Annotated in this window: 15 protein-coding genes and 1 tRNA gene; 4 read left to right on the plus strand and 12 right to left on the minus strand. The window is 70.5% G+C overall.

Going from position 1 to position 13763, the window contains the following annotated elements:
* Nucleotides 1–24: 24 nt before the first annotated feature.
* From H7827_RS20330 to H7827_RS20345, 4 genes are read right to left on the minus strand one after another with little or no spacing between them, the layout of a single operon-like run.
* Nucleotides 25–555, minus strand: coding sequence for a GNAT family N-acetyltransferase (locus H7827_RS20330; protein WP_432746837.1), 531 nt, complete (start codon nucleotides 553–555; stop codon nucleotides 25–27).
* 20 nt (nucleotides 556–575) lie between these two features.
* The gene (locus tag H7827_RS20335) at nucleotides 576–953 is read right to left on the minus strand and encodes a hypothetical protein (RefSeq protein ID WP_432746838.1); all 378 of its coding nucleotides are present in this window, start codon (nucleotides 951–953) and stop codon (nucleotides 576–578) included.
* Entirely contained in the window at nucleotides 950–1225 is a 276-nt protein-coding gene (locus H7827_RS20340; protein WP_432746839.1) for a hypothetical protein, read from the minus strand. The genes H7827_RS20335 and H7827_RS20340 overlap by 4 nt, the downstream gene beginning before the upstream one ends.
* A complete protein-coding gene (locus H7827_RS20345; RefSeq protein ID WP_432746840.1) occupies nucleotides 1222–1797 on the minus strand; it encodes an ATP-binding protein in 576 nt (191 codons plus the stop codon). The genes H7827_RS20340 and H7827_RS20345 overlap by 4 nt, the downstream gene beginning before the upstream one ends.
* Before the next feature lie 37 nt (nucleotides 1798–1834).
* Between H7827_RS20345 and H7827_RS20350 the strand changes: the two genes are divergently transcribed.
* Entirely contained in the window at nucleotides 1835–3091 is a 1257-nt protein-coding gene (locus H7827_RS20350) for a helix-turn-helix transcriptional regulator (protein WP_432746842.1), read from the plus strand.
* A complete protein-coding gene (locus H7827_RS20355; protein WP_432746843.1) occupies nucleotides 3088–3657 on the plus strand; it encodes a GNAT family N-acetyltransferase in 570 nt (189 codons plus the stop codon). The genes H7827_RS20350 and H7827_RS20355 overlap by 4 nt, the downstream gene beginning before the upstream one ends.
* Before the next feature lie 341 nt (nucleotides 3658–3998).
* On the opposite strand, the gene H7827_RS20360 is transcribed toward H7827_RS20355, so the two are convergent.
* The 4 genes from H7827_RS20360 to H7827_RS20375 form a co-directional block, all read right to left on the minus strand.
* Complete coding sequence (locus tag H7827_RS20360; RefSeq protein WP_432748013.1) at nucleotides 3999–5072, minus strand: NAD(P)/FAD-dependent oxidoreductase; 1074 nt, start codon at nucleotides 5070–5072, stop codon at nucleotides 3999–4001.
* Nucleotides 5073–5212: 140 nt separating this feature from the next.
* Complete coding sequence (locus H7827_RS20365) at nucleotides 5213–5755, minus strand: sugar O-acetyltransferase (protein WP_432746844.1); 543 nt, start codon at nucleotides 5753–5755, stop codon at nucleotides 5213–5215.
* Between the two features lie 27 nt (nucleotides 5756–5782).
* Entirely contained in the window at nucleotides 5783–6742 is a 960-nt protein-coding gene (locus H7827_RS20370) for a LysR family transcriptional regulator (RefSeq protein ID WP_432746846.1), read from the minus strand.
* Nucleotides 6743–6994: 252 nt separating this feature from the next.
* Nucleotides 6995–7378, minus strand: coding sequence for a winged helix-turn-helix transcriptional regulator (locus H7827_RS20375; protein ID WP_386538795.1), 384 nt, complete (start codon nucleotides 7376–7378; stop codon nucleotides 6995–6997).
* A gap of 159 nt (nucleotides 7379–7537) precedes the next feature.
* Between H7827_RS20375 and H7827_RS20380 the strand changes: the two genes are divergently transcribed.
* Nucleotides 7538–8263, plus strand: a complete 726-nt coding sequence (locus H7827_RS20380) for an alpha/beta hydrolase (protein WP_432746847.1) — start codon at nucleotides 7538–7540, stop codon at nucleotides 8261–8263.
* Between the two features lie 143 nt (nucleotides 8264–8406).
* Here the strand turns inward: H7827_RS20380 and H7827_RS20385 are convergent, their stop codons facing one another.
* From H7827_RS20385 to H7827_RS20400, 4 genes are all read right to left on the minus strand, one after another.
* The gene (locus H7827_RS20385) at nucleotides 8407–8811 is read right to left on the minus strand and encodes a hypothetical protein (RefSeq protein WP_432746848.1); all 405 of its coding nucleotides are present in this window, start codon (nucleotides 8809–8811) and stop codon (nucleotides 8407–8409) included.
* Between the two features lie 68 nt (nucleotides 8812–8879).
* Nucleotides 8880–9641: an RDD family protein gene (locus H7827_RS20390; RefSeq protein WP_432746849.1), complete on the minus strand. Its 762-nt coding sequence runs from the start codon at nucleotides 9639–9641 to the stop codon at nucleotides 8880–8882.
* A gap of 43 nt (nucleotides 9642–9684) precedes the next feature.
* A complete protein-coding gene (locus H7827_RS20395) occupies nucleotides 9685–11586 on the minus strand; it encodes a heavy metal translocating P-type ATPase (RefSeq protein ID WP_432746850.1) in 1902 nt (633 codons plus the stop codon).
* Nucleotides 11587–11785: 199 nt separating this feature from the next.
* A tRNA-Arg gene (locus H7827_RS20400) sits at nucleotides 11786–11858 on the minus strand.
* Nucleotides 11859–12104: 246 nt separating this feature from the next.
* Between H7827_RS20400 and H7827_RS20405 the strand changes: the two genes are divergently transcribed.
* Entirely contained in the window at nucleotides 12105–13745 is a 1641-nt protein-coding gene (locus tag H7827_RS20405) for an ATP-binding protein (protein ID WP_432746851.1), read from the plus strand.
* The last annotated feature ends 18 nt before the right edge of the window (nucleotides 13746–13763 follow it).

The raw sequence follows: 13763 nt of genomic DNA on the forward strand, positions 1-13763 counted from the left end.
CGCACGGGGGTATCCGGGGGGACATCAGGGGGACGGCGTCGCCGAGGGCCGTACCCCGAGCCACTGTTCGGCGCCGTACGCCTCGAAGCGCTCCACCTCGCGGAACCCCAGCCTGGTCGCCAGGCGCAGCGCGCGGGTGTTGGCGATCTGGGTGCACAGCGCCACCGGTTCGCCGGGGTGAGTGGCGGCGTACCAGTCGAGTACGGCCGCGCACGCTTCGGCGGCGTACCCGTGGCCCCAGGCGTGGGGCAGGAACAGGTAGCCCAGCTCGACCTGTCCGATATCCGGACGCGCGGGCCCCGGCCGCTCCGCGTCCCGCTGGTCGAGCGACACCATGCCGATCATGGCGCCCTCGCGTTCCGCCACGAAGAGACGGGGGCGGCGCCCGGGTATCTCCGGTGCCGTGCGTTCGAGGTCGGCACGCGGCTGGGGGCCGCCGGTGTACGTGGTCACCTCCGGCGACGCGAACAGCTCGATGAACGCGTCCCGGTCGCGGGCCTCGGAGGTGCGCAGCACGAGCCGCTCGGTCCTGATACGGGGTCCTGGTCCGGTCATGACGGGAACCTACCGAGCCCTCAGCGGGCGGTCCACCAGGCGCTCGCCACACTGGCGACGAGCGAGGTCACCCCGAGCGCGGTGATCGTGGCGAACGCCCGGTCGGTGGCGGTGCGGAGGGTACGCGGGGGAGGTGCGGGAGGCGCGGTGAGCCGGAGGGCTCCGGTCCCGCGCCGGGTGGGCGCCTGGGGACTGTCCGCCTCGTCCTGGACGAACGCGCGCAGTGTCCTCAGGCAGGAACAACAGGCCCACACGCCCCGGGCACGGCCGTGGGCGATCACCGAACCGGCCCAGATGACCGGTACGTCCTCGGTCCTGCACATCGAGCAACTGGCGTGCTGCGCCCAGTCGGCGAACCCGTCGGCGTGCAGCCAGGTGAGCGGGGTGGGGGCGGTCATGCGGGGCCGCTTTCGTGGGTGATGACTTCGGGGTGCTCGGCGTGTTCGGCGGCGAGGACGGTGCGGGTGATGGTGAGAACCCGGCCGGTGCTGAGCGTCAGCCGGCCGCCGCGCAGGAAGTGGAGGCGCCGCCCGTTGTGCAGGGCGGTCACCGATTCGACCTTCTCGGTCCGTCCGCCGATGTCGATCCGGTCCCAGTCCCTGACCTGTTCCACGGGCAGGTCGAGCGTCACCGTCACCCGTGTCCGGTCGTTGCCGCCCGCCGCCGTCATCGCGGGACTCCGCGCAGGTCGCAGCTGAACCAGACGATCTTTCCGTCGCAGTGGCAGGTGTGTTCACAGCCGAACCGGGTGGCCATCTCCCGCAGCATCCACAGCCCTCTCCCCGATTCCGCGTCCCAGTCGGGCGCGTCACCGATGACCGGGAGCTGCCGTGAACGGTCGAAGACCTGCACCGTCACCTCACCACCGATCCGCACGATCCGCAGATAGCAACGACGCTCCGCCACATGCCGGATCACATTCGACAGCAGCTCACTCACCCCCAACCGCACCAACTCCACCGCCGACGTCGACCCGCCCCACCCCCGCACCACCTCAGCTGCGACCCCACGCCAGCGTTCCATGTCGGTTGGAGCTGCGATTAACGAGCTTCCGTAGACCTGTGCAACTGCCACTTGCGTGGGACTCCTCACGGGGGCACCTCCAGGGCGTTCGACGAGCGCTTGTTGCGTGGGTCGTTGCCAAGGGCGGACCCGTCCAGAAGTGAACGGTCCATTGCTACGCAAAGTGAGGAAACTTTGAGGCTCATCACGGAGCGCGAAACCGGAAATTTTCGGAGGCACGGTTTGCTTCGTGTGGCATCACTATTACGGTGAGTGTGTGGAAGGTAACGAGGCTCTCAAGGCTCGCATGGTTGAATCTGGCTTCACTCAGGCCGAACTGGCTGATGCTGTGAACGCAGATCTTCGCATCGTCGGGTATGAGGGAACGGTGAGTGATCGAACCGTCCGCAACTGGCTCACCGGAAAATCCCGCTGGCCTCATCGACGACAGCGCACCGCTTTGGAGGCAGTATTCAACTGCCCCATCACAGAGTTGGGTTTCATTCCCCGCAGGAAACCCACACGCAAGTCACCGGAGGCCGCCGTGCTTCGTCGACACTTCATCGCCGCGACAGCGGCGTCTCTGACAGCGACCGCTGCTCCTGGATATGCAGCGCAGCCACGTGTGGGCATGAACGACGTGACACGCCTGCAGGTCAAGTTCGCTGCCCTGGTTGCGACCGATTTCCGTTACGGGGGCAGGCGCGCGGTCGAGTCACAGGCTGTGGCACTGGCCGAAGAGGCCCTGACGCTCCAGGGTCACGGCACGGCGAGCCAGCGTGTTCGGGGTGCCCTCTACGGCTGTGCCGCCTCCTTCACTTCGAGTGCCATGTGGGCGGCCATCGATGGACGCCGCTTCAGCGCCGCGCAAAGTCACTTCGACCGGGCTTCCAGTCTCGCGGCCATGTCCAACGACACGGCCATCCAGTTCCGGATCTGGTCCCATGCGAGCAGCCTCTATCGGCACATGAACCGCCTTGCCGACGCCCGAGCGGCCAGCGATGTGGCGCGAGCCTTGCCCATCGCCCGCCGTGATCCGATGTTCGTTTCGCTCGGGCACGCTCGTCATGCCGCCATTCACGGTCATGCGGGTGATGCCCGAGCCGTACAGCAAAGCCTTGGCCATGCCGAGGAGGCATACGAGCGCGCCGATCAGAACGAACAGCGCCCCGTCTGGCTGGCTGGGGTGTGCGACCGATCCGAGCTCGAAGGGCTGGCGCTGTCAGCACATTTCAGCCTCGGAAATTACGAGCTCGCCGAGGCGCACGCTCATCGCAGTCTTTCACTGCTTCGTCCGGGAATGCAGCGCGACCGTTCTCTTGTCCGTGCCCGCCTCGCGCACGCTCAGCTTGGCCAAGGCGACGTGGATGAGGCAGTGGATACCGCGATGCAGATCCCCACAGAAGTGGCTCGGCATCCACGGGTGCAAAGCATCCTCTCAGATTTCACCCACGCCTTGCAGTTGGCTGCGCCGCACAGCCTGGTCAGTCAGAGCTGGGATGAGTACAACCGTTACAGCAGGAGGGATCCATGATGTCGGCCCTGAACATCGAATTCCGCCGCGCTACCGATCTCCCGAGCGTGCGATCGCTCCTTATCGAGATCTACGCCACGGTGCGGGCTGATCGGTTGCACGAGCCCCACTACTCGGTGGAGCGGTACGGCGAACGCCTTGCCCGACACGCTGCGGAGCCAGGTTGGGAAGCGATCATTGGTTTCGACGGCGATGAGCCGGTCGGCTACGCCTATGTGAATACGCTCCAGGTCAACGACCGCTGGTGGCAGCGCGTGAGCACACCGCCACCTCGGGGCGTCATGAACAAGGCCACGGTTGCGCTGAAGGAAGGCATGCTCCTCCCCCCGTGGCGAGGGCGAGGCATCGCCCGAGCGGGGCACGACGCACTCCTCGCCGCCCGCCCTGAGGAACAGGCCACGCTGATGGTCAACCCCCTCGCCGGAGACGGAAAGGTCAAGGCTCTCTACGAAGCCTGGGGATACCGGGAAGTCAGCTCCCAGCAACCCTCCATGGACGGCCCCGTCCTCACCGCGATGCTCCGACCCATCCGGCAGCCAACCGCCACTGCCGACTCGTCCGGATAACGCGGATCGCGCGGATTCTGCATGAGAGACCTGACGTACCATCCGGCGGGGTTCACGGTCCGGGAATGATGAGGAGGAGCCGATGAGCCCTGTCCCTGGCTGACCGGAGCCAAGAAGGGAGGTCGGAAGGGGCAGCCGAGTTGCTGGAGGTGGGTGAGCGCCGCTGCCGAGGTGGCGATGAGCCTGGGCCCGACGGAGATAGGCACGGTGATCAAGCGCAGCCGTCTGCTCACCCATAACGAAGAGCCGGTCGAACTGGCTACTTCCTGGTACCACGTGAGTGGGCCGACGGCACCGCGATCGCGGTCCGCAACTTCGTCCGCTTGGCTCGTGAGGGATCTCTACGGGGCAAGACGGCGCGGGCGACAACGCCGCAGTTCGGGTGCTGGTCTGCCGGTGACGAGTTCGTCCGCGATGAGTCGTCCGACGGTGGGAGCCAGGGTCACGCCCGAGTGCATGAGGGCGACGTAGACGGATCGATCTCGTTCCGCGAATCCGATGACCGGCCCTTGGGCGGGCATCGGTGGCCTACAGATGCGATGACCGAGGAAGCGACAAGTGTCGCTTCCTCGGAAGGCGGTCCGCACCTGTCGGAGCGCGTTCCGCTCAACGTGTTCGGACGATGTCGCCGCCGTGCCTGCGGCCAGCGGCAGGGTCAGCAACAGCTCACCGTCACGAACCTCTCGGACTTCGAAGTCCGGGCAGGCAACGATGGATGTGATCAGGTCCGCTGGTGCCGCGAGCCGCACCAGGCACACGGGTGGGGTGGCCACGGGCACACCGGCCAGCAGGGGCTCACACAGCGTGGGGGTGTCGGTCCCGGCGGTGAGCACGACCGTTTCCGCCGCGTGGAAACCGGTCGCGGACCACACACCCTCGACGCGTTGGCCAGACATCGCCAGGGACGTCACGGCCGAGTTGTGGATCACCCGTGCCCCAAGGGTGCGAGCGGCATCCACGAGTGCGTTGGTCACGGCCACGGGATCAACGCCCCCGTCGCTCGGAGTGTGGACGGCCCGCTCGGGAGGGTTCCGCAGGTTGGGCTCCAGCGTGGCGATGTCACTTCCCCCGACCCAGAACCGGCCTGCCTCCAATCGGGATTCGTGGCCGTCCCGAGTCTCGGTCCAGGTCAGGGAGCCGGTCCAGCGGACGGTGACGTCCGCCAACTCGGTCTCCAGCCGCCGGTAGTCCGCCCCTACGGATTCGCGCAGGTCCCGCGCCCCGCCGGGCCAATCTCCTCCACAGCCACCGATCCACGCGAAGGAGTTCCCCGTCACTCCCGTAGCCGGTGACGGTCCCCGGTCGAGCAGCGTCACAGAGACACCCCGGCGTGCCAGGTGGTAGGCCACCGAGGCGCCGACGATTCCTGTTCCGACAACAGCAACGGCTGACATGATCCTCTTTCTCCGGCCCATCACGACGAGACCACAGTCGGGCCACTGCGGGGATCACGCAACGGATATTCGACGGTGCGGCTTCTCCTGTCCGGCTGACCTTGGCGATCAGCGTGCTCGCGAGGGTGCCCTCTCGTCCTCGGTAAGCCGACCCTGGGCGTTCACCACTGACGGCGGACGGTTGCCTTCGGGCCGGTGATCAGGGTGGCGGGGGGTACGTCGTCGGCGACGATCGCGCCGGCGGCTATGACCGCGTCGCGGCCGATGGTGACGCCCGGCAGGATGGTGGCGCCCGCGCCGATCCATACGTACTCCGCTACGTCGATGGGCGCGCCGGTGAGGTACAGCTGCCGCGCCGCCGGGTCCACCGGGTGCCCGCCGGTGATGAAGGTGGCCTTTGGGCCGATCCATACGCCCTCGGCCAGCCGGATGCCCGCGTAGTCGAGGAAGGTGCAGTTCTGGTTGATGAACACCCGTTCGGCCAGGTCGAGGTGGAGACCGTGGTCCGTGTAGAACGGCGGGTAGATCGTCGTTCCGGTCGGCAGCGGCTTGCCGAGGATCTGTTCGAACAGGTTGGCCTTGCCCGCCTCGTCGCCGAAGGGCAGCACGTTGAGGCGGGAGGTGAGGTCCGTGACCCGCTGGACCCGTTCCATATGGGCCTGGAACTCAGGGCTGTGGACGAGCATGAGGCGGTCGCTGGACATGGGGGGCCTTTCCGGAGAAGGGGTGCGTCAGGTGGTGGGGTCGTTGTCGCCGTCGTGCGGCCGGGGCGCCCAGGACGGGACCCAGGTCCCCTCGGGCAGCCTCGGCAGCCCGGCGAAGTGGGCGAGGATTCCGCGCAGTTCGGGGTGCGGGTTGGCGCGGGGGAGGATGAGCGAGAGCGGGTACGCGATGGTCGGCGACACGATGGGGATGCGGCGCAGGTCGTGGTGCGCCGGCCACTGGTAGCGGTCGCGGGCGCCGACGAGGGTGGCCACGTCACCGGACTCCGCCAGGACGTCCAGTAGCACCTCGTCCCCGAAGTGCGGACCGGCGGCGTCGATGCGCAGGTCGAACTCGGTGACCAACTCGTCGTAGAACTCGGCCCATTCGCTGCCGGGCGCGATGCCGGGTACCCAGATGCGGTGCTTGCGCAGTTGGTACGGGGTCAGTTCCGCCGCCGTGGCCAGCGGATGCTTCGGGCCGACGAGCAGTTCCACCGGGGAGTCGAAGGCGTGCCGCATCCGGACGCCGGGTGGCAGCGCGGACGGATCGGTGACCGAGCGGAACGCCGCGTCGACCTCCCCGGCCGCGACGGCGGCGACCGCCTCCCACGGGTCGGTGACCTTGAGGGTGACCACGTCGATCTTGCTTCCGGGGCGCGACCGCCAGTACGCGTGCAGCAGGACGGCCTGTGCGGTGCGCAGTCCGAGTACGTCGATCCGCAGGGTGCGGGCGCCCGGCCGGACGGCGGTCAGGGCGCGTTCGACGCTCGCGACGACATCCCGGGCATGGGGGAGGAACGTGCTGCCGTCCCGGGTCAGCTCCACGCCCCGCGCCGTGCGGGTGAACAGCCGGACCTCCAGCTCGCGTTCCAGACAGGCGATCCGTTTGGAGATCGCCTGCTGGGTCACGCCCAGTTCGTCGGCCGCGTGCCGGAACTGCCCGAGCTCGGCGGCCCGGACGAACGATCGCAGTGCTTCGGTGTCCACGACCACATGCTAGGAACGCACAACCAGCGGTTGTGGCTCGCCGGAGACCGGTTGTCCGGGATCACCGGAGGGTCCACCCCACGCCGGCCACCCGCGCGGCGGGCGCTGCCGGGCCCGGCACGGTGACGGTCGTGAACGCCCGGTCCACCGGTGCGCGTCGGGTGGCGGGCCGGAGCGGCCCGCCGCAGCGCGCCGGGCCCCGGCGCGGTCCGTGGCCGGGGCCGCGCGGCGGGCTCGTTCGCGTGCGGCCTCCTACGCCTGCGGCCGGGCGTCGTACGCGGCGCGTGCGGCGTCGATGCGCGTGAGATGCAGGGCGCTCCACTCCAGCAGGGGCGCGGTGGCCTGCCGAAGGGTTGTGCCCATCGGAGTGAGTTCATAGCTGACGTGCGGTGGCATGACGTTGCGGACGGTCCGCGTGAGGATTCCGTCCCGTTCCAGGTCGCGCAGGGTGACGGTGAGCATGCGCTGGCTGATTCCGTCGATGGCCCGCTTGAGTTCGGTGAAGCGGCGCGGCCCCTGGCTGAGGTTGCGCACCACCAGCAGTGCCCATTTGTCACCGACGATGTCGAGCACTTCGCGGGTGCGGCACGGGTCCTCCTGCCGGGCCGGTCGTGACTCACCGCCGACTGGGTTCATGGTTACCTCCACAGAACCGGGGCACCGAAATGTGCCTTATTGCGTGGAGCACGGCGGGTGCACCACGATGACATCGGTTCTCAAAGGGTACCGAGGAATGGATCGGAACCATGATGTTTCCGCGCCTCGCCCTCCCCGGATAGGAAGATCGTTTCCCTCATGTCAACATTCCTGCTGATTCATGGCGCTTGGCACAGCGGCCGGTGCTGGGATCGTGTGGTGCCGCTGCTGGAGTCGGCCGGACACCGCGTGTACACGCCTTCGCTGACCGGCTACGGAGACAAGGCGCACTTGCTCAGCCCTGAGGTGGGGCTCGACACGCACGTCGAGGACATCGTCAAGCTCCTCCACGAGGAGGAGTTGACCGAGGTGACGCTCGTGGGTCACAGCTACGCGGGACTGGTGATCTCGTCCGTGGCCAACGACGTCCCGGAACGCGTCGCGCACATGGTGTACCTGGATGCGATGGTCCCGGAACACGGTGAGGCGGCCATCGACGTCCAGCCCATGACCCGGCATCTGATCGACAGGGCCGAGGCATCCGACAGCGGCTGGCGCATCCCGCCCCTGCCCGAGATGCCGCCGCCCTTCGGTCTGTTCGGGGTCACCGACCCGGCGGACGTCGCGTGGCTGCGCGCGATGCTCACCGATCAGCCGGTGCGCTGCCTGCGACAGCCGGTGCGGCTGGACAACCCGGCCGTGGACGCGATTCCCCGCACGCACATCCACTGCGCCGTGAAGCCGGAAGGTATCGCCCGGCGACCCGTCCCCGCCCTGCAGCCCAATGGTTCTCCGGCACAGGTGTGGGAGTTGCCGACCGGGCACGACTGCATGATCACCATGCCGACGGAACTGAGCGAACTACTGCTGAGGGTCGGCGGTTGACGGCGTCCGGCCGTCGGACGGCGGAGCCAGGTCATCGGCGTCACCGCCACCGCCGCCGCCATCGTCAGCCGGACCCGGAAGTGCCCCGGCCGGACAGCCGCACTTTCAGCGGGCGCGGGTCGGCCGCCCGGCGAGAGCCGCGCTCACAGGGCCTGGATCAGGCCGATGGCCAGGGCGATCAGGGCGGCGGCGATGAGCGGGCCGCCGATGCGGGTCAGGACGATGCCGGGCGTGGTGCGTCCGGGGGCTCCGTACAGCATGTGGACGAGGAATCCGCCGGAAAGGGCGAGCAGGCCGACCAGCAGCATGATGCCGAACAGCCACTGGAGGAAGCCGCCCCAGTCGGTGCGGTCCAGATACAGGAAGTAGACCAGCGACAGGATCAGCAGCACCCCGGCGTGGGCGTGGCCGGCCCGGAAGAACTGTTCGCGGGCGGGGCCGAGTTCCCCGCGGTTCGCGCTGATGAGGCGCAGCAGGATGAAGCCGCTGGTTTCGACGGAGACCAGGGAGAAGAGGGTGATGATGGGCAGCAGTTCGGTGGCCGTCACGCGTGCACCGTAGGACCGTCCGCCGGGCGCGCCGGGGACGCGCGCCGTGGCGTGCGGGTGATGGGGGATCAGGCTGCGGCCACGGGCGCCGGTGGCGGTTTCTCCTCGTCGGGCGTGCCGCGCCGCATCGCGCCCGGCAGGCGGGTCCAGACGGGCTGGAGGCGGAAGGCGCTGGCGACGACGGTGCCCGAGGGGCGGTCCGCCAGGGAGCGGCGGGCACCGGCCAGGGCGAGCAGGGAGTGGAGGAGGAACACGGCCACCGCGAGGATCCAGCACAGCACCGACAGGCCGATCGCGCCGCCCACCAGCAGGCAGCAGGCGAGCGCGTACCAGCCCACGTCCACCAGGGTGCCGGCCGCCGCCCGGCCGGCCGCCGCGGAGCGGGCGGGGCGCTGCCCGTCGCGGCGGTTCAGCACCCGCAGGCCCAGCAGGGCCTGGCCGGGTGTACGGCCCATCAGGGCCAGGGACGCGAAGCGGTAGGCGAAGGCGAACAGCACCAGCCCCGCGAAGCCCTGCCACACGGCACGCACCGAGGAGCGCCACAGCGAGGTGCCCACGCCCTGGCCCGCGCCCACCAGGTCACCACCGGAAGTGGCGAGCTGCCAGGCGGAGATGCCCACCAGTCCCGGTACGCCGGTCAGTTTGGCGCTGATCCGGTTGAAGGTGAGCCAGCCGAGGAGCGCGGCCACGGCGAGGATCACCGTGAAGTCCAGCAGCCAGCCGAGCAGGCGGCGGGTGCGCGGAGCGCGGTCGGCGGGCGGTACCGGTGCCTGAACGGGTGCCTGAACGGGTTCCGCGACCGGGAGTGGCTCCGTGGCCGGCTGACTCATCGTTCCCCCGAAGATGTGGTGTTGTGATGATCAACTCCACATCCTAGGGGCCCAGTTCGGGGGTCGCCGCCGCCCGCCGCCAGGCGGACTCGCGCAGCAGCCGAAGGCCGTTGAGGCCGACCAGCACCGTGGAGCCCTCGTGGCCCGCCACGCCCAGCGGGAGCGGCAGGTGGCCGACCAGGTCCCAGGTGACCAGGACGGCGATGAACGTTCCGGCGATCACCAGGTTCTGGATCACCAGCCGCCGCGCCCGGCGGGACAGGTCCAGGACGGCGGGGATGGTGGCGAGTTCGTCGCGGACCACGACCGCGTCGGCGGTCTCCAGGGCGAGGTCGGAGCCGGCCCGGCCCATCGCCACCCCGGTGTGGGCGGCGGCCAGTGCCGGGGCGTCGTTCACGCCGTCGCCGACCAGCAGCACCTTGCGTCCGGCCTGCTCCCACTCCCGTACGGCGGCGGCCTTGTCCTGCGGCAGCAGCCCGGCGCGTACCTCGGTGATGCCGACCTCGGCGGCCAGTCGCCGCGCCGCCGCCTCGTTGTCGCCGGTGAGCAGGACGGGGGAGCGGCCGGTGTACGCGGTGAGCGCGGCCACGGTGGCGGCGGCGCCGGGGCGGGGACGGTCGGCCAGACCGATGAGCCCGACCGGGGTGCCGTCCCGCAGGACGGCCACGGCGGTACGTCCCGACGCCTCCAGGTCGGTGGCACCGCCGGGGAAGAGCCGGGCCGGGGCGCCGACACGGATCTCGCGGCCCTTGACGGTGGCGGTGACCCCGGTGCCGGGCGCGGAGCTGAAGTCGGTGGCCTCGGCGAGCACCAGGCCGCGCTCGCGGGCGGTGCCGGTGATGGCGCGGGCGAGGGGGTGTTCGCTGGGGTGTTCCGCCGAGGCGGCCAGCGCCAGCAGGGCGTCCTCGTCGAGCCCGGAGCCCGGCAGCGGCCGGATGTCGGTGACGCGCGGGGTGCCCTCGGTGAGGGTGCCGGTCTTGTCGAGGGCGACGGCGTCGATCTGGGCGAGGCGTTCCATCACGACGGCCGACTTGGCGAGCACGCCGTGCCGCCCGGCGTTGGCGATGGCGGACAGCAGCGGCGGCATGGTGGCCAGCACGACGGCGCACGGCGAGGCCACGATCATGAAGGTCATGGCGCGCAGCAGGGTGTCGTCGAGGGTGGCGCCCAGGGAGAGCGGGATGAGGAAGAGCGCCAGGGTGGCGGTCACCATCGCCCAGGAGTAGCGCTGTTCGATCTTCTCGATGAACAGCTGGGTGGGGGCCTTGGTCTCGGACGCCTCCTCCACCAGGGTGACGATCCGGGCGATGACGGAGTCGGCGGGGTCGCGGGTGACCCGCACCCGCAGCGCGCCGGTGCCGTTGACCGTCCCGGCGAACACTTCCTCGCCCGGCCGCTTGGCGACGGGCAGCGGCTCGCCGGTGATGGTGGCCTGGTCGATCTCGCTCTCGCCCTCGGTCACCACGCCGTCGGCGCCGACGCGTTCGCCGGGGCGCACCAGGACGGTGTCGCCGATGGCGAGGGTGTCGGCGGGCACGGTCTCCTCGCCCGCGCCGCCGGGCAGCAGCCGGGTGGCGGTGGCCGGGGCGAGGTCCAGCAGGCTGCGGACGGACTCGGCGGTGCGGTGGGTGGCGATGGCCTCCAGGGCGCCGGAGGTGGCGAAGATGACGATGAGCAGGGCGCCGTCCAGGACCTGCCCGATGGCGGCGGCGCCGAGCGCGGCCACGACCATCAGCAGGTCCACGTCGAGGGTCTTCTCGCGCAGCGCCTTGAGCCCTTCCCAGCCGGGCTCCCAGCCGCCGCAGATGTAGGTGGCGGCGTACAGCGGGGCCCAGGTCCAGGTGGGGGCGCCGAGGAGGTGCAGGGGCAGCGCGAGCAGGAAGAGGGCCAGGGCGGCGAGCGCCCAGCGCGCCTCCGGCAGCCGTACATACGTAGACGTGAACACCTATTCATATATAGCAGAGAAATCGGCGCGGTCGCGGTGTGAAGATTCACCCTGACCGGGTGCGGCGGGCCGTGGCGCGTGACGCTCGCGGGGAACCGGCCTGCGAAGGGGTACGGTGCTCACTCGGTGGCGGCGGCCGGCCCCGTGCACGGCGGACGGCGGGTCGCCCTCCCCGGGTCGCCCGCCGTCGATGTGCGCGCGCCCCCGGCAGGACTCGAACCTGCGGCCAAGTGCTTAGAAGGCACCTGCTCTATCCACTGAGCTACGGGGGCATGAGCTCCATCACGGCCCGGGACGGATGCCCTCGCTGACCTCGACGCACAGGATAGAGCGTCGCGAGGTTCGCCCCGGATGCTTCACGGCGACGCCGTCGTGTGGAGATCCAGTGAAGCAGCCCCGATAATCGCAGGCGAGTGCGATGCGCGCAGCGATTTCGCGGGCTCGCGCGAGGGGTGTTGCGCACTCGTTATGCCACAGCGCCGGGTTTGCCGCCCGGAATCGGGCGCGTTCGGGCGAATATGCTTTGGAAACCGCGTGAAATTGGGCATTCTTCGCATGTGGCGATCTTGGACGCACGGCCCGAACTGCTCGAAGCGCTGACCGTACTGCGGGAGCGCCTCGCTGCCGCGTGCTTCCCGCTGGAGCTGCCCGGCGCACCCCGGGCGCGACGCTCCCGGGCGGAGCTGCTGGCCCAGCTCGACGGATATCTGCTGCCCAGGCTGCGCCGCCCCGACGCCCCGCTGCTGGCCGTCGTCGGCGGGTCCACCGGGGCCGGCAAGTCCACCCTGGTCAACTCCCTCATCGGCCGCCCGGTCACCGAGGCCGGCGTGCTGCGCCCCACCACCCGCACCCCCGTCCTGGTCTGCCACCCCGATGACCGGCACTGGTTCGCCGGCGACCGCGTGCTGCCCCAGCTGGACCGCGGCCGCGGCGAACTCGCCATGGAGACCACCCGCACCCTGCCCCCCGGCATCGCCCTGCTGGACGCCCCCGACATCGACTCCCTCGTCGAGGGACAGCGCGACCTCGCCGCCGACCTGCTGTGCGCCGCCGACATCTGGATCCTGGTCACCACCGCCTCCCGCTACGCCGACGCCCTGCCCTGGCACCTGCTGCGCAGCGCCCAGGAGTACGACGTCACGCTGGCCACCGTCCTGGACCGGGTGCCGCACCAGATCGCCGCCGAGGTCTCCCGCCACTACGCCGCCCTGCTCGAACACGCCGGACTCGACGACATTCCCCGCTTCACCGTCCCCGAACTGCCCGAATCCGCGGGCGGCGGAAACGGACTGCTGCCCCGCACCGCCGTCGCCGCGCTGCGCGAATGGCTCGCCCACCAGGCCCAGAGCCCCTCCGCCCGCTCCCACGCCGCCGCCCGCACCGCCACCGGCGCACTCGCCGCGCTCAAGGGCTCCGTCGCCGCCCTCGCCTCCGCCGCGGCGGCCCAGTACGCCACCGCCGTCCGGCTGGACCAGCAGCTCCAGAACGCCTACCAGGAGTCGGTCAAGCGCGTACGCCAGTGCCTGACCACCGGCGGCGTCCTCACCGGCGCCGCCCGTGCCCACTGGGCCGCCTTCCCCGAGGACACCAGCAGCTCCGAGCTCCTGGACGCCCTCACCGACGCGCTCACCGCCCTGCTCACCGAGGCCGTCGCCGCCGCCGACGAACACACCACCGCCGCCTGGCGCCGCGAGGCCGGCGCCCCGCCCGGCGGCTGCGACACCCCCGAAGAGGTCCGCGAACGGGTCGGCATCCGGGTCCGGCGGCTGCGCCGCTGCCTGGAGGAGCTGGCCGACGAGGCACGCGCCGCCTCCGGCGGGCACAACGGCCCCGTCATCGGCGAACGCGGCGGCCCCGCCCGCGTCAAGACCGGCGACGACGGCGAACTCGCCGCCCTGCTCGCCGCCGGACTGCTCGGCGGCAAGGAGGCCCAGATCGCCCAGCACACCCTCGCCGGTGTCCTGGGCACCCTCGCCGCCAACCGGATGCGCGACAACGGCCGCCGCATGCTCAACGACTGCGTCGATCAGGTCCTCGGCGAGGAGCGCGACCGGCGCGGCGACCCCCTGCACCACCTCGGCATCAGCGCGGACCACCAGGTCGCGCTGATCGCCGCCCTGTCCACCCTCCAGGCGGAACGGCTGCGCACCGCGGCCTGACCGCCGCCCGCCCCCATC

The sequence above is a fragment of the Streptomyces sp. JH002 genome, assembly GCF_050916115.1.
Classification (GTDB): domain Bacteria; phylum Actinomycetota; class Actinomycetes; order Streptomycetales; family Streptomycetaceae; genus Streptomyces; species Streptomyces xiamenensis.